At 62.1% G+C, this 24,980-nt stretch carries 4 protein-coding genes; 3 read left to right on the forward strand and 1 reads right to left on the reverse strand.

Annotated features, from left to right (window positions below; all coding sequences use genetic code 11):
• Positions 1-81 precede the first annotated feature (81 nt).
• From BLU46_RS26780 to BLU46_RS26790, 3 genes are all read left to right on the forward strand, one after another.
• Positions 82-10,383, forward strand: coding sequence for a non-ribosomal peptide synthetase (locus BLU46_RS26780; protein WP_093207867.1), 10,302 nt, complete (start codon positions 82-84; stop codon positions 10,381-10,383).
• Positions 10,380-13,541 carry a non-ribosomal peptide synthetase gene (locus BLU46_RS26785; RefSeq protein ID WP_093207870.1) on the forward strand — a complete coding sequence of 1,054 codons (3,162 nt, stop codon included), beginning with the start codon at positions 10,380-10,382 and terminating at the stop codon, positions 13,539-13,541. Before BLU46_RS26780 ends, BLU46_RS26785 begins: the two co-directional genes overlap by 4 nt.
• Positions 13,542-13,727: 186 nt before the next feature.
• Complete coding sequence (locus BLU46_RS26790; RefSeq protein WP_093207873.1) at positions 13,728-16,151, forward strand: TonB-dependent siderophore receptor; 2,424 nt, start codon at positions 13,728-13,730, stop codon at positions 16,149-16,151.
• Positions 16,152-16,276: 125 nt separating this feature from the next.
• Here BLU46_RS26790 and BLU46_RS26795 read toward each other — a convergent pair whose 3' ends face one another.
• Positions 16,277-24,970 (reverse strand): non-ribosomal peptide synthetase, encoded by an 8,694-nt coding sequence (locus BLU46_RS26795; protein ID WP_093207874.1) that lies wholly within the window; start codon positions 24,968-24,970, stop codon positions 16,277-16,279.
• Positions 24,971-24,980: the final 10 nt, after the last annotated feature.

Raw genomic sequence — 24,980 nt, forward strand, 5'->3', positions numbered from 1 at the left:
CGCTAATTTTTCCCCTCCAGATTCGTTTTATAGGGACGACGTGCCTTTGTGCTTCCTGCCTATTGCCCCGGATCCCAAGAAATGAACGCTGAAGACTCCTTGAAACTTGCTCGCCGGTTTATCGGGTTGCCCCTGGAAAAACGCCAGATGTTCCTCCAGGCGCTGCAGAGGGAAGGGGTGGAGTTCTCGCGGTTTCCGATTCCTGCAGGAGTGGAGGCCGAGGACCGGCAGGCGCTGTCCTACGCGCAGCAGCGGATGTGGTTTCTGTGGCAACTGGACCCTGCCAGTGGCGCCTATAACCTGCCGGGGGCGGTGCGGCTGAAAGGGGCGTTGAGCCTGCCGGCGATTGAGCAGGCGTTCGCCAGCCTGGTGGCCCGCCATGAGACTTTGCGCACGGTGTTCCAGCGCCAGGCGGATGATAGTCTGTTGCAAGTGGCCGCACAGTCGCCGCTGGCCATCGAGCAATCAGACCTCAGCGCCCTGGCGCCAGCCGAGCGCGAGCAGGCGGTGACACAGGCCGCCACCCGCCAGGCGCTGCTGCCCTTCGACTTGGCCAACGGCCCTTTGCTGAGGGTGCACTTGCTCAAGCTGGCCGAGCAGGAACACGTGCTGCTGCTGACCTTGCACCACATCGTTTCCGATGGCTGGTCGATGAACGTGCTGATCGACGAGTTCATTCGCTGCTATGACGCCCATGAGCGCAATGAGCAGCCGCGGTTGCCGGCCCTGTCGATCCAGTACAGCGACTACGCCCTGTGGCAGCGCCGCTGGCTGGAAGCGGGGGAGCAGGCCCGCCAGTTGGAATACTGGCAGGCGCGCCTGGGTAATGAGCATCCGGTGCTGGAACTGCCCACGGATCACCCTCGTCCGGCCATGCCCAGCTATCGCGGTACACGTCATGCCTTCGCAGTCGACGCCCGGCTGGTAGAGCAATTGCGCGCCTGTGCCCAGCAGCATCAAGTGACCCTGTTCATGCTGCTACTGGGCGCGTTCAACGTGCTGCTGCACCGCTACACCGGTCAGGGCGATATTCGGGTTGGCGTGCCGATTGCCAACCGTAACCGCAGCGAGATCGAAGGGCTGATCGGTTTCTTCGTCAACACCCAGGTACTGCGCACTGAATTGAACGGGCAAACCCCTGTCGACGAACTGCTGGCAGCCATCAAGGAAGCGGCCCTTGGCGCCCAGGCCCACCAGGACCTGCCCTTCGAACGGCTGGTGGAGGCGCTGAATATCGAGCGCAGCTTGAGCCACACACCGCTGTTCCAGGTGATGTACAACCACCAGCCACAGGTGGCGGATATTTCCACGGTCAGCACCGCGTCAGGTCTGGAACTGAGCCTGGTGCAAGGGCAAGGCCGTACTACGCAATTCGACCTGACACTGGACACCTATGAACAGTCCGGCACCCTGCATGCCGCACTGACTTACGCCGATGACCTGTTCGACCCGGCCACCATCGAGCGCATGGCGCGCCATTGGTTGCGACTGTTGCAGGGGATGGTGGCCGATCCCCGTCAAGCGGTCGGCGATTTGCCGCTGCTGGACGAAGACGAATACCAGCGCATCGTGCATGACTGGAATCCCCGTCACGACAGCTTCCCCGAGGCGCAGTGCATCCATCAGCGCATTGCCGAGCAGGCGCGGCAAACTCCGCAGGCACTGGCGGTCACCTTTGGCGTCCGTGAGCTGACCTATGAGCAACTCGATCAGCAATCCAATCAGTTAGCCCATCTGCTGATCAAGCACGGAGTGGGACCAGAGGTGCGCGTCGGCGTGGCGATGGTCCGTTCCGAGGCGTTGCTGGTGGCGCTGCTGGCAGTGCTCAAGGCCGGTGGCGCGTATGTGCCGCTGGACCCGGACTACCCGCCCGAGCGCGTGGCCTACATGCTCGAAGACAGCCGCGCCTTGCTGCTGCTGACCGAACAGGCGGTGGCGGCCACCCTGCCGATCATCCCCGATACCCAAGTGATTTTGCTCGACGATCCGGTATCGCTGCTGGCGCCATGGCCTGTCACCGAAGCGGTCACGGCGGTAACCCCGGACAACCTGGCCTATGTGATCTACACCTCGGGCTCCACCGGCAAGCCCAAGGGCGTGGCAATTGCCCATCGCAACGTGCTGGCGCTGATCGACTGGTCGCAGCGGGTCTACAGCCGTGAGGATGTGCAGGGTGTATTGGCCTCGACCTCGGTGTGTTTCGACCTGTCGGTGTGGGAACTGTTTGTGACCCTGGCCGCCGGCGGCTCGCTGATCATCGCCCGCAACGCCCTGGAGCTGCCCGACCTGCCGGCCCGCGACCGGGTTCGCTTGATCAACACGGTGCCATCGGCGATTGCCGCGCTCCAGCGCACCGGGCAGATTCCTCCCTCTGTACGCATCATCAACCTGGCCGGCGAGCCGCTGAAACAGACCTTGGTGGAGGCGCTGTATCAACAGCCTGGCGTCGAACATGTCTACGACCTTTACGGGCCCTCTGAAGACACCACCTACTCCACCTACACCCGGCGTACCGCCGGGGGCCAGCCGAGTATTGGCCGGCCCATCAACCATACCGCCAGCTACCTGCTGGATGCCCAGTTGCAGGCTGTGCCCCAGGGTGTTTGCGCCGAACTCTACCTGGCGGGCGCGGGGATCACCCGCGGCTACCTCGGACGCGCCGCGCTGACGGCCGAGCGCTATGTACCCAACCCGTTCTCCAACGATGGCGAACGTCTCTACCGCACCGGCGACCTGGTACGTTATCAGGACGGCGGCGTGCTGGAGTACCAGGGGCGCATCGACCATCAGGTCAAGGTGCGCGGCTTCCGTATCGAGCTGGGGGAAATCGAGGCGCAGCTGTTGCGCCAGCCCGCAATACGCGAGTTGGCGGTACTGGCCCAGGACAGCCCGAGCGGCCAGCAACTGGTGGCTTATCTGGTGCCCACCGACCCACGTTTGCCCGGTGATGCCGAGGCTCAGGAAGCCTTGCGCGAAACCCTCAAGGCTGCGCTCAAACAGGTGCTTCCGGCTTACATGGTGCCCAACCACTTGCTGTTCCTGGAACACTTGCCACTCACCCCCAACGGCAAACTCGACCGCAAGGCCCTGCCGGCCATCGACAGTTCACAACCGGCCCGGCAACACGTCGAGCCCCGCAGCGACACGGAAAAAACCCTCGCGTCGATCTGGCAAGCGGTGCTCGGGGTTGCGCGCGTGGGGCTGGACGACAACTTCTTCGAACTGGGCGGCGACTCGATCGTCTCCATGCAAGTGGTCAGCCGGGCACGCCAGGCCGAGATCGGCCTGAGCCCCAAGGACGTGTTCCAGCACCAGACCCTGCGTAGCCTGGCGCAAGTCGCCAGCCTGCGCACGCACACCGCCATCGACCAGGGCGCTGCCCACGGTCCGGCTTTTCTCAGCCCGGTGCAGCAGTGGTTTTTCGCCCAGGACATCCCCCAGCGTCAGCACTGGAACCAGTCGTTGTTGCTGGTGCCGCGCGAGCCGATAGCGGCGGCGCACCTGGACGCTGCGTTGGAGCAATTGGTCAACCACCATGATGGCCTGCGTCTGCGCTATCAGCCGGGTGCCGAGGGATGGCAGCAGCATTACAGCGGGCCTGACGACGCATCACTGTTATGGCAGCGTCAGGCCGACAGTCATGAGGCCCTGGCCGGCCTGTGTGACGAAGCCCAGCGCAGCCTCGATCTGCACCGCGGCCCGTTGATGCGGGCGCTGTTGGTACAGATGCCCGATCAAACCCAGCGCCTGTTGCTGGTGATCCATCACCTGGTGGTGGACGGTGTGTCCTGGCGTGTGTTGCTGGATGATTTGCAGCAGATGTATCGCGCCTTGCGGGACGGTAGCGTGCCGGCTGTGGCGGGCAAGACCACGTCCTATCAAGCCTGGACCGCTCGACTGCAAGACGCCGTTCCGCGCTTCCTGCCACAGCTTGAAGATTGGCAGGCGCGCCTTCGGCACGCTCCGTCGGTGGACTTGCCTTGCGATAATCCTCAAGGCGCCCTGCATCACTGCCTGGAGCAGAAAGTCAGTAGCACCCTGGATGCCGACACGACGCGTCAGCTCCTGACCCACGCGCCCGCCGCCTATCGCACCCAAGTCAACGACCTGCTGCTGGCGGCATTGGCACGTGTGGTGTGCCGCTGGAGCGGGCAGGGCAGCACCCTTGTTCAGCTGGAAGGCCACGGCCGCGAAGACCTGTTCGAAGGCCTGGACCTGACCCGTACCGTGGGTTGGTTCACCAGCCTGTTCCCGGTCAACCTGACGCCGGGCGAAAACCTGCCGGCCGCGATCAAAGCGGTCAAGGAGCAACTGCGTGCGGTGCCGGACAAAGGCATTGGCTACGGCGTGCTGCGCTACCTTGCCGAGCCTGGGGTCGGCGCTGCGTTAGCGGCCCTGCCGCAGCCGCGCATCACCTTTAACTACCTCGGCCAGTTTGATCGTCAGTTCGATCAGAACGCTTTGTTTATACCCTCTGAGGAGGGCAGTGGGCAGGCCCAGGATCCCCAGGCTCCGCTGGCCAATTGGCTGACCGTGGAAGGCCAGGTGTATGGCGGCGAGCTGTCGTTGCAATGGGGCTTCAGCCGCGACATGTTCAACGTGTCGACGATCCAGCGCCTGGCCGACGACTACGTCGCCGAACTCACGGCGTTGATCGACCATTGCTGCCGGACCCCTGCCGGACAGGTGACGCCGTCTGATTTCCCGCTGGCGAACCTGACCCAGCAGCAACTCGACGGGCTGCCGCTGGCCGGGCCGGCCATCGACGATATCTACCCGTTGTCACCCATGCAGCAAGGCATGCTGTTCCATACCCTCTACGAGCAGGGGGACGACACCTATGTCAATCAGTTGGCCGTTGATGTCGATGGCCTGGAGGTAGAGCGTTTTCGCGCGGCATGGCAGGCGACCCTGGATGCCCATGACATCCTGCGCACCGGTTTTATCTGGCAAAACGGCAGCCAGCAGCCGCTGCAGGTGGTGCATCGTACGGTCAGGTTGCCGCTGGAGGTCCTCGACTGGCGCGACGCCGCCGTGCAGGACACTCAGGCGTTCGCCGCACAGGATCGCCTGCGAGGCTTTGATCTGAGCCAGGCGCCGTTGATGCGCTTGACCTTGATTCGCCTGGATGAGCAGCGGTATCACCTGGTTTACACCAACCACCATATCCTGATGGACGGCTGGAGCAACGCCCAGCTCTTGGCTGAAATGCTCGCGCGGTACGCCGGCGAGCACCCACTCGCGCCTCCCGTACGCTTTCGCCAGTACATCGATTGGTTGCAACGCCAGGACGCCGAGGCCAGTCAGGCCTTCTGGATGGAGCGGTTGGGCCGGTTGGACGGGCCGACGCTGCTGGCCTCGGCCATGGCGCGCCAGGAATGCCCCGGACAGGGCTACGCTGAACTCGACCTGCTGCTGGACGCCTCGTCTTCGTTGCGCTTGGTCGAGTTTGCCCGTGAGCAGAAGGTCACCGTCAATACCCTGGTGCAGGCCGCCTGGCTGTTGCTGCTGCAGCGTTACACCGGCCAGCGCTGTGTGACCTTGGGCACCACGGTATCGGGGCGTCCGGCCGAATTGCCAGGCATCGAGCGGCAAGTCGGGCTGTTCATCAACACCTTGCCGCTGATTGCCGAGCCCTCCGTGGAGCAATCGGTGGGTGAGTGGATTCAGCAGGTCCAGGCGCTCAACCTGGGCTTGCGCGAACATGAACACACCCCGCTGTACGATATCCAGCGTTGGGCGGGTTCTGCCGGTGAAGCCCTGTTTGACAGCATAGTGGTATTCGAGAACTTCCCGGTTGCCCAGAGTTTGCAGCAAGGTGCCACTGGTGGCCTGCGCTTCAGTGGCGCGCAAAACCACGAACACACCAACTACCCGTTGGCGCTGACCGTCTACAGCGGTGATCGGCTGTCACTGAGCCTGGGCTATCAGCGCGAGCGCTTTGCCGAACCGAGTATCCACGGTTTGCTCGGCCACCTGCGCCATGTGCTGGAGCAGTTTGTCAGTGATGCCCGGCAGCCCCTTGGGGCAGTGCCGACGCTACTGGCCGGCGAGCATCAGGTCATGATTCACGATTGGAACCCCGCCGACACGACGGCTGCCGCACTGTGCGTGCATCAGGCGTTCGAGGCTCAGGTGGCGGCGCGCGGTGATGCGCCGGCGCTGGTCCTGGATGACCAGCGACTGTCGTATACGGCGCTGAACCAGCGTGCCAACCGCTTGGCGCACAAACTCCGTGAACTGGGTGTTGGCCCGGACGTTCTGGTCGGGGTTGCCGTGGGCCGTTCGCTGGACATGATCATCGGCCTGCTGGCGATTTTGAAAGCCGGCGGCGGCTATGTGCCCCTGGACCCGGAATATCCCGCCCAGCGCCTGGGCTGGATGATCGAGGACAGTGGCTTGCAGTTGTTGCTTACCCAGACTGCGCTGCGGGAACACTTGCCCATTCCGGCCGGTGTCGAGGTGTTGTGCGTGGACACCTGCGAGCAATGGCTGGCGGAATATCCCACGCTGGACCTGCCGAACCTGGCTCATCCGGATAACCTCGCTTACGTCATGTTCACCTCGGGCTCCACCGGCCGGCCCAAGGGCGTGGGGATCAACCATGCTTCAGTGGCGCGGCACACCGCGGTCATGAAAGCGGTGTTCCAGTTGACCGCCGACGACTGTGTCTTGCAGTTCGGTACCTTCAACTTTGACGGGTTTGTCGAACAGCTTTACCCGGCGTTGTGCGAAGGCGCGTGTGTGGTGCTGCGTGGTGGTGAGCTGTGGGACAGCGAGACGTTCTACCAGCAGGTCATTCGCCATGGCATCAGTGTGGTCGACGTGACCACGGCCTATTGGCACATGCTGGCCCGCGATTTCGCCACTCAGGGGCCCCGCAGCTACGGGCGTTTGCGCCAGGTACACGCCGGCGGAGAAGCGATGCCGCCGGAAGGCTTGCTGGCCTGGCGAGAAGCTGGCCTGGGGCATTTGGCGCTGTACAACACCTACGGTCCTACCGAGGCAACCGTCACCGCCACGGCACTGGACTGTGCGGACTATGTTTCCGGCGCTGCGGCCTTGCCCCTGGTGATGCCCATTGGCAAGGTGCTCGACGGACGCTCGATTTACCTGGTGGATGACGCCCTCAATCCGGTGCCGGTGGGCGTGGTTGGTGAGTTGTTGATCGGCGGAGAGTTGCTGGCGCGTGGCTATTTCAACCGCCCGTCCTTGAGTGCTGAGAAGTTTGTACCGAGCCCATTCGGAGCTGGCCGTCTGTACCGTACCGGCGACCTGGCGCGCTATCGCGCGGACGGGGTGATCGAGTACGTCGGTCGCGCCGACCATCAGGTGAAAATTCGCGGGTTCCGTATTGAACTCGGCGAAATCGAAGCGCGGGTGCAGGAATACCCCGGCGTGCGCGAGGCGTTGGTGATGACCCTGGAAGGCCCCGGTGGTTTGCAGGTCGCGGCGTGGCTGGTGCCTCGCGAATCAGCGCTGGTGCATGCCGAGGCGGAGATACAGAGCGCCTGGCGCGATGGGCTGCGTCAGCATCTCAAGGCTTTGCTGCCTGATTACATGGTGCCCACACACCTGACGCTGTTGTCACATATGCCGTTGAGCCCCAATGGCAAGTTGGACCGCAAGGCCCTGCCAGTGCCGGACCTGAATCAGGGGCGCGATGCGTACCAGGCTCCGGTCACGACCCTGCAACGGCAGTTGGCGGGTATCTGGGAGCAGGTCTTGCAGGTTGAGCAAGTGGGCCTGGGGGATCACTTCTTCGAGCTGGGCGGGCACTCGCTGTTGGCCACGCGGGTAGTGTCCTGTGCACATGCCGAAGGGCTCGACACCCTGCGTCTGCGCGACCTGTTTGAATGTGCGCAACTGGCGGCCCTGGCTGAACGCCTGGAGCAGCGTCGCGCCCTGGCCCAACCCCAACGGGTATTACCGCCCCTGGTGACGGTGCCCCGAGTGGGGGTGTTGCCGCTTTCCCTGGCGCAGCAGCGGTTGTGGCTGGTTGAGCGTATTTCCGCAGACAGCGCGGCCTATAACTTGCCCGCAGCGCTGACCGTACACGGCGAACTGGACCTGCAACGCTTGCAGCGCAGCTTTGCGCAATTGATCGAACGCCACGAGATTCTGCGTACCAGCTATCACGAAGACGACGACGGTAACCCGCTGGTGCGGGTGGCCGAACACGTCGATTTGCCGATTCGCGTGCTCGACATCAGCAGCCTGGATTCCCAGGCACGTGCGCAGGCACAGCAGCAATGGCTGCTTGACTGCGGCGCCGAACGTATCGACCTGGAACAGGTGCCGTTGCTGCGGGTGCACTTGTTGCGGCATGGCCCACAGGAGCACCTGATTCTGTTCGCGATGCACCACATCATCTCCGATGGTTGGTCGATGGCGGTGCTGGTGCAGGAGTTGATTGCGCTGTACGGCGGCAGCCCGGAACCGTTGCCGCCTTTACCCGTGCAATACCTCGACTATGCCTTCTGGCAGCAGCACCTGCTGAGTGATGGTTGGCTTGCGGCAGACACCGACTACTGGCGGGAAACCCTGAGCGGTGCACCTTCACACCTGCCGTTGCCCCTGGATTACCCACGGCCTGCCCAAGCGAGCCATGACGGTGACAGCGTGGAACTGCGCCTCGAAGCGCCGCTCTACGAACCGATCAAGGCGCTGGCCCAGCAGTTGGGGTGCACCCCGTACCTGTTGATGCTGGCTGCGTTCCAACTGATGTTGCACCGCACCTGTGACACCACCGACCTGGTGATTGGCACGGACGTGGCGGGGCGTCAGCAACAGGCCCTGGAAGGGTTGATCGGCTTCTTCGTCAACGTCTTGCCGATGCGCTCGCGCCTGACACCGCAGCAGCCTTTCAGCGAGTACGTGCAGACGCTTAACCGCAACGCGTTGGCCGCGTTCGAGCATCAGGAACTGCCGCTCGACCTGATCATCGACGCCTGCGCCATGGAACGTATCAAAGGTATCAATCCGCTGATTCAGGTGTTGTTTGTGATGAACAACACGCCCAGTGCGACCTTGCGGGTCGACGACCTGGTGCTGGAACCACTGGAACTAAAAGAGCGCCACTCGAAATTCGAGATGGGCCTGTTCGTTGAAGAGCTTGGAAATAGCCTTGTTTGTAATTGGTCGTACGCCGTCGCCCTGTTCCGGCGCGAACGCATCGAAATGATGATGCGCAGCTGGATCGGCATTCTTGAGCAGGCGGTGCAGGACCGACACACACTGTCCGGAGAATTCGTCATGTCTGTTGCACCACCAGCGCCTGCCACGGAAAAGGTCGCGAGCAAGAAGTTCGACAAGCTCAATAAGTTCCTCAAGAAGGGGCCACCAACGGCGCCGGCCAACGGGCCTCAGGTGCAATTTCGCGCGTTACGCGAAGGCCAGGTTTTCCCGCTGCTGGCACAGCCTGCGGACAGTGGCCTGGACGTTATCGAATGGGTGAGAGCCAACCGGGCCCTGGTCGAGGAAAAGCTGGCCAGCCATGCGAGCATTCTGTTCCGTGGTTTTGCATTGAACGGCATCGAGGAATTCGAGCAGTTTGCCGAAGCCTTGCAGCCGGGGCTTTACGGCAACTATGGCGACCTGCCGAAAAAGGACGGGGGCAAGAACACTTACCGCTCCACGCCGTACCCGGAAAAGAAAATGATCCTGTTCCACAACGAGAGTTCGCACCAGGACCGTTGGCCGCGCAAGCAAATGTTTTATTGCGAGCTGCCGTCGCCGGTGGGCGGTGCCACGCCGATTGTCGATTGCCGGGAGATGTGCCGCCGGTTGCCGACCGAACTGCTGCAAAAGTTCGAAGAAAAAGGCCTGCTGTATGTGCGCACTTTCACCGACAAGCTCGACGTGTCGTGGCGGCATTTCTTCAAGACTGACGACCGCCAGGAGGTTGAGGCCCGCTGCCTGGCAGCCGGTATCGAATGGGTGTGGCTGGACAACGATGAGTTGCAGACGCGCACGCGTTGCCCTGCGGTCATCACCCACCCGCTGACAGGGGCGCGCTCATTCTTCAATCAGGTGCAGTTGCACCATATCTATTGTCTGGACGCGGATGTGCGCGACGACCTGATCGGCCTGTTCGGCATCGACAACATGCCCCGGCATGTCTATTACGGCGATGGCACTCCAATTGAAGATGAGGTCATGGCGTTGATCGGTGAGCTTTACGAGGAATGTGCGGTGCGCTTCGACTGGCAAAAAGGCGATGTGGTGTTGATGGACAATATGCTTGCAGCGCATGCCCGTGACCCGTTCGAAGGCCCACGCAAGATCGTCGTGGCGATGGGCGACATGTTCGATCGTTCAGCGCTGCAAGCATCCCGGGAGCAACCGTTGCTTCGGGCACTGGAAGTGGAGGCCGGACAATGAGTACCTCTTACGGCCAGGCCCTGAGCCCGGAACAGCAAGCGTGCTTGAATGACGCGGTGGGCGATAAACATCATGCGCTGCTGCTGTTGATCGAGGTCCGCGGGGCGTTGGACCTGGCGCGGTTGCAGCGCGCCGCCGATCAAGTGCTGGTCGACCAACCCATTCTGGCGACCCGTTTACTGCGGGTGCCGACCTATCGGGGCGTGCGCCAGACCCTGGAGCCACGTTCGGGCTGGCCTTTACGGATCGAGCCCGCCGCCCAAGGCTGGGGGGCCTTCGAAGCGCAGATGCGCGCCGAGCAACAACTCGGTTTTGCCGAAGACGCGCCGACGCTTGCGGTGCTGCATGCCTGCCGGTTTGGCGAACAGCACCATGGCCTGGCGTTGCGCATTTCGGCCTTACTCAGCGACCGCAACGGGTTGCGGGTGCTTTGCGCCGCGTTGCATCAGGCTTATGTGGCCGATCAATCGTGTGCGCTGGATCCGGAGGCCGGGCAGTACGCGCAGTACGTTGATTGGCGTGGGGAGATGGAGCAGGACGAAGACGCGGCGAGCGGTCGCGACTATTGGCGACAAATGGGCTCGGCGAACGCGCCGGCCCTGGCCTATCGACACAACGGTGTGGCTCGCTTGCAGGCCGGGCAAACGTTACGGGCTGCCCTTGAACCAGCGTTGCAACGGGCTCTCACCGGCTATGCTCAAGCGCTGGGGCAACCGGTTGCCCGGGTCATGCAAGCGGCCTGGTGGGTTCTGTTGGCACGTATTGGCGGGCAGACAAAGATGCAGGTGGGCTGGCGTCACGATTGCCGGCAGGACTACGAGTTTTTCGCCGAGTGCGTGGGCGTGTTCGAGAAAACCCTGCCCCTGGTCATCGACGTACCCCTGCAACACAGCCTCGGGCATTGGCTGCCGGAACTTGAAGCGCAGGCGCAAGCGCACCTGACCTGGCAGGAGCACTGGTCGGTGCAGGCACCGTCGAGCACGCAGCACCAGTTGTTTGGCGTTGCTTGCGAGGCTGAATCGCCACACTACGGTAACTGGGCGGTCATGGCCGTGGACGACGCGGTGGCGCCGTTTGAACTGGAGCTGCGCCTGATGGAGGCGCAAGAGCAGGTACACGCCATCCAACTGCGGTTTGATCCGCTGCTCTATGACGAGGCATCGATAGACGGCTTGCTGGAACAGTACCAGGCCTTGTTGCACGGCCTGGCGGCGGCTCCCGATACTGCGCTCGCCGATCTGCCGGTGATCGGTGCACGAGAGCGCGCGCGCCAGCAACAGTGCATCGGCCTGCCATTGACCCTGGAGGGTCCGAGCCTGCCGCAGTTGATTGCCCAGTGGGCAGAGCGCACGCCGCAAGCACTGGCCTTGAGCTTTGCCGGTGAGCAACTGACGCATCGGGCGCTGGCCGATCGTGTCGAACAGTTGGCTCGCCACTTGCGCCTCAGCGGGGTGCAGCCGACACAGGTCGTGGCCCTCGCGTTGCCCCGTTCGCTGGACCTGGTGGTAGCGTTGCTCGCTGTCTGGCGCGCCGGTGCGGCGTGGGTGCCGATTGATCCGCAATGGCCGGCAGCCCGTCAGGCGTTGATCATTGAGCAGGCCGGCGCGGTGTTGACGGTCACTGACCGGGCTCGTGGGCAGGGGCATTCGGCGGCAGTGCTGCTGGTGGATCAACTGCCTGAGATTGACCGCGATGTGGTCTTTGACTGGGCCCCGGTCTCGGCGAACCAGGCCGCCTATGTGCTGTTTACCTCTGGCAGCACCGGTACACCCAAAGGCGTAGTGGTCGAACATCGGCAATTGCTCAACTACGTGCTGGCTTCCACCGCTGCGCTGGGGCTGGCTGATTGCACGTCATTTGCCATGACTTCCACGGTGGCCGCCGACCTGGGGCACACCACGCTGTTTGCCGCCTTGCTGCACGGAGCCCCGCTGCACATCGCCCGCGATGAAGACCTGCAAGAAGCCGGGCACTTTGCCGGGTTTATGCAGGGCCATCAGATCGACTGCCTGAAAATCGTGCCGTCGCACCTCAGTGCATTGTTCGACAAACACAGTCGTTATTTGCCGGCGACCCTGATACTGGGGGGCGAGGCCATTGCGCCGAGTCTGGTGGAGCTGATCTTCCAGGTCGCGCCGACGTGTCGTCTGTTCAACCACTACGGTCCCACCGAAACCACCGTGGGCGTGCTCTATCAGCCCCTCGACAGTGCCAGCGACCTGAGCCACGGTGTGCCATTGCGACAGGTGTTCGACGGGTGCGAGGTCTACCTGTTCGACGAGCAGTTGCGTGAGGTGCCGCAGGGGGCGTTGGGCGAGTTGTATATCGGCGGTCAGCAAGTGGCGCGTGGCTATTTGAATGGGCATGGCAGCGAAGCCTTTATCCAGCACCCGTACCGTCCCGGTGAGCGCCTTTACCGCAGTGGCGACCTCGGGCGCTATTTGCCTCAAGGCGGTGTGCAACTGGTAGGTCGTCGTGATCATCAGGTTAAGGTGCGTGGTTTCCGTATCGAGTTGGCGGAAGTCGAGCAAGCGCTGCTGGCGCAGCCGGTTGTCGCCCAGGCAGTGGTTACTGCCTGGCGTGCGTACGAAGGTGATGAGGCCAATGTGCAACTGGTGGCGTATGTCCAGGCGCAAGGGACGCCTGCCGAAGGTTGGCTCGACGTGCTGCGTGAGCAGCTCAATGCGAGCCTTCCGGGCGCCATGGTACCGGCGCATTTCTTTGCCCTGGAGCATCTGCCCCGTTTGGCCAATGGCAAGCTGGACCGTCATGGCCTGCCGGCACCCGAGTCGCTGCTGGCGGCGCAGGTCTATGTGGCGCCAAGTACCGCGTTGCAGACCTTGTTGGCGGAAGGCATGGCGCAGTTGTTGGGGGTCGAGCGGCTCAGCATCGAGCAGAATTTCTTCTCCCTCGGCGGGCACTCGTTACTGGTGATCAAACTGGTGTCGGCGTTGCGCAAGCAATTGCAGCTGGACGTTCATCCCGGCGTGGTGTTTGACCATCCGAGTGTTTCCGAATTGGCGATTGCCCTGACACGCAACGAAGCTGCTCCCGGTGCACTGGAACGCACCGCTCAGGTACGGATGAAACTCAACAGCCTGTCGCCACAACAACGCGAGGCGCTGCTCGCCAGGTCGCGACCTTCCGCCACTGCCTGACGTGTCCTGCCTGGCCGTCAAGGAGACGGCCAGGCAGCTTTTCAGCGCTCTAAAACTTAAATGAATTTTTTCAGCAAAAACCTTCCGGTTTCGTCGCGGTGGCACGTCTTATGACTGATATCAAACAAGTAGCATTCTCATTCGCGCTAACTTCTGCTGAGTTCTCTACTCTGAAAGGGCATATCGATGTCTGTTGAACGACACAACAAAACCTCGCTGCAGCGGGCTTTGGACTTATTAAAGGGGCGTCCGCAACCCTTCACCGCCGCGGTGCTGAGCCTGTCCCTGGGCATGTCCGGTTCGCTGGCTGCCGCCGAGCTGAACATTCCGGCGCAATCGCTTGAAGGCGCCTTGCGCGAGCTGGGGCAGCAATCAGGTCGGCAGATTCTCTACTCCCCTGATCTGGTTCAGGGCAAACGTGCCACGGCGCTGCACGGCGATCTGGATGTGTCATCGGCATTGCAGAAGCTACTCAGCGGCACCGGGATTTCCTACACGATTGAAGACAATACCGTGCTGCTCAGCGGTGCGGGCGAGACCGGTGCGTTGCAGCTGGGCGCAACGAAAATCGGCGCTGTGGCCATGAGTGAAACCACCGAGAACTCGGGCTCATATACCACCGGCGCTACCAGCACCGCGACCAAATTGCCGTTGACGTTACGTGAAACGCCGCAGTCGGTCACGGTGATCACCCGTCAACAAATGACGGATCAGGGGCTGGGCACTATTTCTGATGTGTTGCAGCAAACCCCCGGTGTGGCGGTCATGCATGATGACACCGAGCGTTACAACTTCTACTCCCGTGGCTTTGGCCTGAACAACTTCCAGTACGACGGCGTTCCGACCTCTGACTTCACCACCAACACCAATGGCCTGGGTGTGCGCGACATGGCCATCTATGACCGCGTGGAAGTGGTCCGCGGCGCGACCGGTCTGATGAGTGGAGTCGGCAGCCCGGCGGGTGTCGTCAACCTGGTGCGTAAACGTCCGACCAAGGATTTCCAGGGATATGTCTCCGGCAGCGGTGGAACCTGGGATCGCTACCGTACCGAGATGGATCTTTCTGGCCCGCTGTCGGAAAACGGTGCCTTGCGCGGCCGGGTGGTGGCTGCCTACGACGATGCCAATTCGTTCATCGACTATTACTCGTCGAAGAAAAACGTGTTCTACGCCATTGGCGAGGCCGACCTCAACGACAACACCATGGTCTACGGCGGGATCGACTATCAGAAGATCAACTCCAACGGGTCGAGCTTTGGCCAACTGCCGCTGTTCTATTCCGATGGCAACCGCACCGATTTTTCCCGTTCCAAGAACCCGGCGGCCAAATGGGCGTACGGTGACAGTGAGAGCACCAAGTACTTTGGGGGTGTCGAGCAGCGTTTCGACAATGATTGGATGCTGCGGGTTGAAGCCAGCCACTGGAAGGGTGACACCGAACAGATGCAGGGCAACCTTGTGGGCTGGGGGCCGTTTCCTGACCAGCAGACTCGACAGGCTCAGGTGTTCCGCAGCCACAAGACCTACACCATCAATACTGACTCCGTGGACGCGTACGCCACCGGGCCGTTCTCTCTGTTCGGACGTTCTCACGACCTCATGCTGGGGCTGAACGTCAGCAACCGTCGTTCCGAGTATTTTTCGGAAAACGCCGACCGGATCTACGTGGACTTCGACACCTGGGGCAATAACCCGGCGCGGCCGACGTCTTACTCCAGCTGGAGCACCCAGGATTACCACATCAAGGAGGTGGGTGGTTTCGCTGCGGCCCGGTTCAAGCCTACCGATGAACTCTCGGTGATCCTCGGCACCCGCGTCGTCAATTACAAACGCGAAGGCGAGTTGGGTTCCAACTCCAGCCCGGATAACCCGGACCGTGACGACGCGAAGAAAACCGGCAAGGTCATCCCCTACGCCGGCGTTGTCTACGACCTGACCGAACAGCACTCGGTCTATGTCAGCTACACAGACATCTTTGAACCGCAAAGCAACATCGACATGAGCGGTAAAGTCCTCGAACCGATGGCGGGCAAGAACTACGAGGCGGGTCTGAAATCCGAGTTCTACGGCGGTGCGCTCAATACCAGTATCGCGGTGTTCAAGACCAAGCAGGACAACTTCGCCCAATACGTCGGCAGCACCGAAGACGGCAGGGACGCTTACGAAGGCGTGACCAATACCACCAAGGGCTTTGAACTGCAGGCTTCCGGTGAAGTGTTGCCAGGTTGGCAAGTGCTCGCCGGTTATACCTACGCTCAGCCTCGTGATGAGCAGCACAAGCGCATCAGTCCCGAGCGCCCGGAACGTCAGTTCAAACTGGCCACAAGCTACAAGCTCAAGGGGCAGCTCAAGGACCTGACCGTGGGCGGTAACGTCACATGGCAGGGCCGGACGTACTTCGTCAATGAAGACTTGCCAGCCGAAGCCAAGGAAGGCAGCTACGCCGTGGTGGGCCTGCTGGCACGCTACGATATCGATAAACACCTGAGCGCATCGGTCAACCTCAACAACGTATTCGATCGCCAGTACTACAGCGGTTATGGCCTCTATAACAGCTACTTCAGCGGTGATCCACGCAATGTGATGGTGGGTCTCAAGTACCAGTTCTAAGCACCCACCAAAAAGCCCCCGCACCGACCCGTGCGGGGGCTTTTTTTTTGTGGGCTGGAAAGTCTCTGTCAGAGTGGGGGAACACACGGGCGGCAGCTTAATCAATGCCGCCCGTGTGCTGTAGGTCAACGCGTGTCGAGCAGCGACTGGCTCAGGGACTGGAGCAGCGACGGTGCACCGACAATGCCTTCGTGATCGCTGTCCAGGGTCATCGACAGCGCCAGGCATTGTTCGCCGAAGGCCTCCTTGAGTTGTGCCTCCAGGAGGCCGACCAGCTGTGGCGATTTATCCCGGCCAGCCCACCAGCAATGCAGTGCAGCCTTCAGTGGGCGGTACTCGAAGTCGTGCGCGAGTTCTCCCAGTTTCACGCTGACGTGCTCCCCCAGCCTCAGTTCGCGCTCGCCCAACAGCAGGCTCGCTAACTGTTCGGGATCGTCCTTCAATTGCCGCTTGGCCCATTCCATGAACAACGCTTCACGTTCTCCGGCCGGCAACTGTTGATGCCAGCGCTCAGCCGAGTCCGCGTGCTGCGGCGACAAACGTTTGAACAGCTCCAGGGCGTTGCGCTCCAGGGGCGGTGTTTCCAGTGCTTCAACCGCCTGCCAGAACGGACGCACGGCCGCCGGCGGTGGCGCATCAATCAAGCCCAGGAAGTCGACCTTCTCACCTTCGGCTTCCAGGCGATGGGCGACCTCCATGGCAAGATTGCCCCCCAGCGACCAACCGGCGAGGGCATAGGGTCCATGGGGTTGCACTTCGCGAACGTTGCGCACATACAACTCGATCAGGTGTGCCCAGGTGGTGTTGCTCCAGGCGCCATCGACAAAGGCCTCGCAGAGAATGCCGTATACCGCCGTCTGTTCACCCAGTGCCGCCGCCAGTGGCTGGTAGCTATGAACCATGCCGAAGATCGGATGGAAACAGAACAGCGGTGGCTGTGGGCCCTGATGCTGATTGAGGCGCACCGCCAGTTGCCTGGACGGTTTTTGCAGGTTCTGGCACAGCGCGTCAAGGGTAGGGTGGCTCATGAAATCGTGCAGGCTCAGACGGCTGCCGCAGGTCTGGTTGATCAGGCTTACCGCTTGCAGTACCAGCAGCGAGTGGCCGCCCAGTTCGAAGAAGTTGTCGTGCAAGCCAACCTGGTCGATCTTGAGCACGGTCTGCCAGATCAACGCCATTTGCTGTTGCAAGGCGGTCTGTGGGGTTGCCAGTGGCGCAGACGAGACAGCGGTTTGTGCGGGCGGCAAGGCTTTGCGATCAAGTTTTCCGTTGGGGGTCAGGGGCAGCCTGGCGAGGATCACCAACTGGCCCGGCGTCATGTACGCCGGCAAGTGTGCCTTGAGGTGCGCACGCAGGACCTCGTGCAAGGCGCCATCGCCGGCAGCGCTTGCGGACTCGGTTGGCACCACGTAGCCCACCAGTTGTTTACCGGTCGCAGCATCGACGGCGATGACCACCGCTTCGCGAACCCCCTCGCAGCGTTGCAGGCACGTCTCGATTTCGCCCGGTTCGACACGGAATCCTCGAATCTTGACCTGATGATCACTGCGTCCCACATACTCGATGTTACCGTCGGCGCGATGGCGCACCAGGTCGCCGGTACGGTAGAGGCGTTCGCCCGCACTGCTGAACGGGTCAGGCACGAAGCGCTCGGCGGTCAGGGCCGCACGCTGATGGTAGGCTCGCGCCTGCCCGGTGGCGCCGCCAATGTACAGTTCGCCGACCGTGCCGATGGCGGCGGCGCATAAGTCTTTGTCCATCCCGTACATCCTGCGGCCGGGTAAGGCGCGACCGATGGGAATGCCATGCTCGGACAGGCTGTCCAGGTCCAGGTTGGAACACTCCAGCGTGCTCGACACCACCGTTGCTTCGGTGGGGCCATAGGTGTTGAGCAGCCGTACAGCGCCAAGGCCGGCAGCTTGCCAGTGTCGTAAACCTTCCACCGACATGGCTTCGCCACCGACGTGAATTTGTCGCAGTTGGCCATAGTTGCGTGGTCCGGCTGCCGCACAGTCCAGCGCGAACAGGTGCCAGTAGGCTGAAGGCAGGTCGGCGACGCTGATGCCATGCCGCAGGATCTGTTCGTAGAAGGTGGCTGTGTCCCATACGCTGTTGCCTCGCAGGACAACGCGGGCGCCTCGGCACAGCGGTGGATAAAACTGCTCGATGAACCCGTCAAAACTGAAGGTCGCGAACTGCAGCACGCGGTCCTCGGCGCTCAGTTGTGAGTAGTCGCCGGCAATGGCACAGAATTCGGCCAGTGCTCCGTGGCTAATCGCGACCCCTTTGGGCTGGCCGGTGGAGCCAGAGGTGTAGATGAGGTAGGCAAGGTTCTGCGGCGCGACGCTGTGCACCAGATTCTCGGCACTGTAGGTGTCCAGATCATCGGTCAGGTTTGACGTACGCACCGTCGCCGGAATGCTCATGCGTTGCAGCAACGGGTCTTCGATCAGCAGCAGTTGCAGGCCGCTGTCGGCGAGCATATAGCTCAGCCTGTCTGGCGGGTAAGTCGGGTCTAGCGGTACGTAACCGGCCCCGGACTTGAGAATCGCCAGCAAGCCCACGGCCATGTCCAGCGATCGCTCAACCGCGAGGCCCACCAGCCGGTCGGGGCCGGCCCCCAGTGCACGCAGTTTGCCGGCAAGCTGGTTGGCGCGAGCGTTGAGGGCGCCGTAGGTGAGGTGCTGGTCGTCAAGGACGATGGCTATCGCCCCGGGAGTTTTCTCGGCCTGGGCTTCAATCAATTGATGGGCGCAGGTCGTCATCGAATAATCGACGGTGCCACCCTGGGCCTGGCTGATCAGAGTCTGATGCTGCTCATGGGGCAGGGCGTGCAGTTGCCCCAGTGGTTGGTTCGGGTCGGCGAGCATGCGCAGTAACAGCGTGTCCAGATGCTCGGCAATGTGGGTGATGGTCTGCGGATCGAAATCGGCGCAGCTGTATTCGAAACTCAGCGACAGCCGCTCACCCAGGGAGACTGCAAGGGTCAACGGATAACTGGTCTGTTCGAAGTCCCTGACCTCGCCAAACACCAGCGCCTCTGGCGCGGCTTGCTGCAAGGCTTCGGCCACGGGGAAGTTTTCGAATACCAGGAGAGTGTCGAACAAGGCCTGTGCGCCGAGCGGCGACCAGCGCTGGATTTCGTGCAGCGGCGTATGTTCGTGCTCGCGCAGGTTCAGGTTGTGTGCCTGGACCTCGGCCAGCCATGCAGCCACGCTCTGGTTCGGTTGCGGGCTGGCGACGATCGGCAAGGTATTGATGAAAAGCCCCAGCAGGTTTTCCACACCGGGCAGGTCTGTTGGGCGACCCGCTACCGTTGCGCCAAACGCTACTGTGTCCTGGCCGCTGTAGCGGGCCAGCAGAACCAGCCATGCCGCTTGAATGATGCTGTTGAGTGTCACCTTCTGTTCCCGGGCGAACAGCTCCAGGGCCTGCGTCCTGGTGGCATCGAGGCGGTGCAGGTGCGCGGCGTGAGTCCGCGACCGGGTCACATCCTGGTGCTTGCGGCCAAAGGCAGCGGCCACTCGGGTCGGTTCGTTCAGGTCACGCAACTGGTGCGTCCAGAAAGCCTGGCTGGCAGCGTGATCCTGACGTTGCAGCCAGCCGATATAATCCTTGAAGCGTCCGTTCAGCGGCTCCAGCGGTTGCCGGGCATAGCTTTGCAGAACCTCGCCGATCAATTGCGAGTTGCTCCAGCCATCCATCAGGATGTGGTGACTGGTGTAGATCAGGTGGCAGGTGTTGCCCTCCAGGTGCACCAGGGTCAGGCGCAGCAGCGGCGCCTGCTGCAGGTCGAAGCCTTGTTCGCGATCAACACGGGCCAGGGCTTGCAATGCGCTCTGGGATATAGCGCGGTTACGCCAGTCCAGTTGGCTCACCGGCAGACTCACGTGTTTGTGAACCACCTGCAACGGTTGCGCCAAGCCATCTTTCCAGAGAAACCCGCTACGCAGGATATCGTGGCGCTCGACCACTGTTTGCCAGGCGTGAATGAACCTTTCAGCGTCCAATCCTTGGATGTCCACGGCCAACTGATTGACATAAGTGTCGTCCTGGCCCTCGTACACCGAATGGAACAGCATGCCCTGCTGCATCGGGGACAGAGGGTAGACGTCGTCGAGCTGTCGGGCGTCCAGGGCCAAGGCGTCCAGTTGGACCTGGGACAAGGACGCCAACGGGAAGTCTGAAGGTGTGACGGCGCCGTTCTGCGGCTCCAGGCAATGGCGAACCAGGCTGTGCAATTCCTCACGATAGTGGTCCGCCAGTTGCTGGATCTGGGCTTCCTCGAACATCTCCCGGCTGAACGTCCAGTTCAGTTGCAATTCACCGCCGTACACCTGCCCGTTGATGCTCAACCAGTTATCCAGAGGGGCGCTGGGGTCCTGGTTGTCGCCGCTGTCTTCGGCAGCCGGGCTGAACAGGGCGTGTTCGTCAAAGCTCTGGTCAAACTGCCCGAGGTAGTTGAAGGTGATTCGCGGGCTGGCCAGGGCACGCAGCTTCTGCTGAGTGCTGTCGTCGCCAAGGTAACGCAGTGCGCCATAGCCCAGGCCTTTGTCGGGCAGGTGGCGCAGTTGTTCCTTGATGGTTTTGATGGAGTCGGACAAACGCTGAGCCGGCGTGAGCTTGACCGGGAAAACGCTGGTAAACCAGCCGACGGTGCGGGTCAGGTCAAGGCCTTCGAACAGGTCCTCGCGGCCGTGGCCTTCGAGCTGGATCAGCGCCGAAGGATGTCCGGTCCAGTGACAGATCACTCGCGCAAGTGCAGTCAGCAGCAAGTCGTTGACCTGGGTTCGATAGGCGGCCGGCGCTTCTTGCAGCAATTGACGGGTCAGCTGCGGGTCGAGTCGTGTGCTGACAAAATGCCCGTTGCTGCCGGCCATATCGGCATCACGCCGGGCGCCTGGCAACTCGTCCGAGGCGTCCTGCAGCAACGTTTGCCAGTACTGCATCTGCTGATGCAGGGCGGTGCCACGGGCATAACCTTGCAAGTGTTCTGCCCAGGCCTTGAAGGCGCTGGTCTTGCCCGGCATGTTCGGAGCCTGGCCTTGCTGCAGGGCGGCGTAAAGGGTTTGCAGATCTTCCAGCAGGATCCGCCAGGACACGCCATCGACCACCAGGTGATGGACCACCAATAACAAGCGCTGGCTGCCGTCAGCGAGGTTCACCAGAAGCGCCCGCAGCAGCGGACCGTGCTGCAGGTCCAGGCTGCGTTGGGCTTCATCGCATTGCGCGAGCAGGGCTTCGGCATTCTCAGCTTCGCGCTGCCAGAGCAGGGGTGTTTCGCGGTGGGGGCGGTGAGTGGCCTGCCATGTGCCGTCGTTGCATTCGAAACCCAGGCGCAGCGCATCGTGATGGTCCACCAGATGGGCCAGGGCCGTGGTCAATGCGGTCACGTCCACCGGCAATGCAGGCTTGAGCAGGATCGACTGGTTCCAGTGCTGGCGCTCGGGCACCGGTTCGGCAAAGAAAACCTGTTGGATCGGAGTCAGGGGCGAAGCCCCGGTGACTGGGCCTTGCTCCAGAGTCCGGGTATCAACGGCCTGTGCGACGCTGGACAGGCCGTGAATGGTCTGGTGTTGGAATACGTCCTTGGGTGTCAGGCGGATCCCGGCCTGGCGGGCACGGCTGACCACCTGGATGGAGATGATCGAGTCACCGCCCAGCTCGAAGAAGTTGTCGGTGAGACCCACTTGCTTGACCTTGAGCACCTCTTCCCAGATTTGCGCCAGGCGCTGCTGGGTGTCTGTCTGCGGTGCCACATAGGCGTGTTGCGTCACACTGAAGTCTGGAGCAGGCAGGGCTTTGCGATCGAGCTTTCCGTTGGGCGTCAGCGGCAATCGTGACAGCAGCACCAAGTGCTTGGGCAGCATATAGTCCGGCAAGCTGGTCTTGAGACGGTCCTTGATATCGGCCCGCAGCAACTCCTGATCCTTGGTGGGCGCCACGCTGAGTTTCACATCCAGTGGCAGGATATAGCCTACCAGTTGCTTGCCGGTGGGCCCGTCCATTGCCACTACCACGGCTTCGCCGACGGCGGGGTGGTCTTGCAGGCGTGCTTCGATCTCACCGAGCTCGATACGGTAGCCGCGGATCTTCACCTGGTGGTCAACCCGGCCCAAGTACTCGGTGACACCGTCCGGACGCAGGCGTACCAGGTCGCCGGAGCGGTACAGGCGGCCGCCGCGGCTGAACGGGTCGGCGACGAAACGCTCGGCGGTGGTGTCCGGGCGCTGGTAGTAACCCCGGGCCAGGCCTTCGCCCCCCAGGTAAAGCTCGCCGGCACTGCCCAGGGGCACCGGGTTCAGATCGGCATCCAGCACGTAGGCTGTGCGTGCGCCGACGATCTTGCCGATGGGCGCGTAGGCGGCCTGGCAGCTTTCATCGCGGCTGGCCTTCCAGATCAACGGCGTGACTACGGTTTCGGTAGGTCCATAGCCGTTGATGATGAACTGCGGTTGCAACACGCGCTTGACCAGTTCGAAACTGGCGTTGGGCACTGCGTCGCCACCAAAACAATAGATGCGCACCGGAGGCGGTACCGGGAACTGTTCGGCGTACTCCGCCAGCTGTTGCAGGTAAACCGGCGGGAACGCGACGACGCTGACGTGGTGCTGGTGCAGGGCGGCATAGGTCTGCTCCACCGACCACAGGCTGTTGTCGCGGATCAGCAGGCGGCCGCCGTGGGTCAGGGTGGTCAACCAGCGCTCGTGGGCACCGTCGAAGGCGAACGACATGAAGTGCAGCTCGCAGTCTTCGGCCGTCATCTCATACAACTGACCAATCGCCTGGCAGTGCATGGTCAGCGGGCCGTGGGCGACACACACTGCTTTGGGACGCCCGGTTGAACCGGAGGTGTAGATCATGTACGCCAGGTTCTCGGGTCGGACCCGGCATGGCAGGTTGCGGTCACTCAAGGCTTGTAGCCAGCCGCTGTCCTGGTCGAGCAGCACACAGTTGACGCCTGGCGGAATCGGCAGCACCTCAAGCAGCCGGCTTTGGGTAAGCAGCAGGGTGATCGCGCTGTCTTCGATCATGAAGGCCAGGCGTTCGCGAGGGTATTCCGGATCCATCGGCACGTAGGCGCCACCGGCCTTGAGAATCGCCAGCAAGCCGATGACCATATCCAGCGAACGCTCAAGGGCAATGCCCACCAATACCTCGGGCTTGACCCCCAGCTCCACCAGTTTGTGCGCCAGGCGATTGGCCCGGCGATTGAGTTCGCCAAAACTCAGGGTGTGCTCGCCAAACAGCAGTGCCACGGCGTCCGGGGTACGGGCGGCCTGGGCTTCGAAGGTTTGATGAACGCATTCAAGGTGGCCGCCGTGGTAGTGGCTGCGGTTGAAGTCCTGCAGCAGCACCTGCTTCTCTGCGGCGCTGAGCAACGGCAATTCACCGATGGGGCGGGCGGGGTCACGGCACACAGCCTGCAGCACGTTCAGCCAGTGGCCGGTGATCCGTTCGACGGTTGTCCGATCGAACAGGTCGGTGGCGTAACTCAGGGTGGCGCTCAGGCCCTGCTCGTTTTCGATGGTGTTGAGGGTCAATTCATATTGGGCAGTGCGGCGTTCCCAGCTCAGGTTCTTGACCTTCAGGCCCGCAATCGCCGGAGCAACGCCGGCGTCTTCATATTGGTGGTTGAGCATGACCTGGAACAGCGGGCTGTGGCTCAGGCTGCGTTCCGGTTGCAGGGCTTCCACCAGTTGCTCGAATGGCAGGTCCTGATGAGCCTGGGCGCCAAGGGCCGCGTCCTTGACGTGCGCCAGTAAATCACTGAAGCGCGTCTGGCTGTTCATCTCTGCCTGAAGCACTTGGGTGTTGACGAAGAAGCCGATCAGGCGTTCTGCTTCAGCGCGGGTACGGTTGGCCACCGGTACCCCGACGCGAATCTGCGCCTGGCCACTGTAGCGGTGCAGCAGCGCTTGAAACGAGGCGAGCAGCACCATGAACAGCGTGCAATTGTGCTGCGCTGCCAGTTGTTTGAGCTGCCTGGCCAGTGCTGGTTCGACGAGGATTTCGCAGTCGGCACCTGCCTGGCTTTGCACCGCCGAGCGCGGGCGGTCTGCGGGTAATTGCAGTACCGGTTGCTCGGTGCCCAGTTGGTCTTTCCAGTAGTCGAGTTGACGTTCTTGTTCGCCGGCCTCCATCCATTGGCGCTGCCACGCGGCGTAATCGGCGTATTGAACGGAGAGAGCCGGCAGGTTGGCCTCGGTTCCATTCACATGGGCCTGATAGAGGGCGATCAGTTCTTCGATCATGATTGGCACCGACCAACCGTCCGAGACGATGTGGTGCATGGCGACCACCAGCACGTGGTCGTCGTCGGCAAGCTTCAGCAGGCTGACCCGCAACAGGGGCCCTTGTTCCAGGTCGAAGGGTTGGCTCGCCAGGCGCTCGACAAAAGCCTGGATATGCTCCGCGTGCCCGGCAGCGGGTAACGCGGTGGCGTTTTCCACGCTCAAGGTGAACCTTGCGGCAGGATGGATCACTTGCACGGCTTGGGCCTGATCCTGTCGGAAGGTGGTACGCAGGCTTTCGTGACGGGCAATCAATGCCTCGAAACTGCATCGCAGTGCCTCAACGTCCAGCACGCCCTCCAGTTGCAAGGCCGCCGGAATATTGAAGGCGGTGTTGTGAGGATCCAGTTGCCAGAAAAACCACAGGCGCTGTTGCGCATAGGACAACACCGCTGGTTCTTCGCCATTGCGCTTGAAGATCGGCGCGACGTTGTACAGGTTGATGCCCTGGCGCTTGAGCAATGTCGCCAGCGCTTTGCGTTCTTTGGACGAAAGCGAACCGACGGACGCTAGTAACTCTTGCACGCGAAAATTC

It is taken from the genome of Pseudomonas yamanorum, from assembly GCF_900105735.1.
Lineage (GTDB): Bacteria > Pseudomonadota > Gammaproteobacteria > Pseudomonadales > Pseudomonadaceae > Aquipseudomonas > Aquipseudomonas yamanorum.

Excerpts from the sequence above, each read along its gene's own strand:
- BLU46_RS26785 (WP_093207870.1), top strand. The coding sequence starts at position 10,380 with ATGAGTACCTCTTACGGCCAGGCCCTGAGCCCGGAACAGCAAGCGTGC.
- BLU46_RS26780 (WP_093207867.1), top strand. The coding sequence starts at position 82 with ATGAACGCTGAAGACTCCTTGAAACTTGCTCGCCGGTTTATCGGGTTG.
- BLU46_RS26790 (WP_093207873.1), top strand. The coding sequence starts at position 13,728 with ATGTCTGTTGAACGACACAACAAAACCTCGCTGCAGCGGGCTTTGGAC.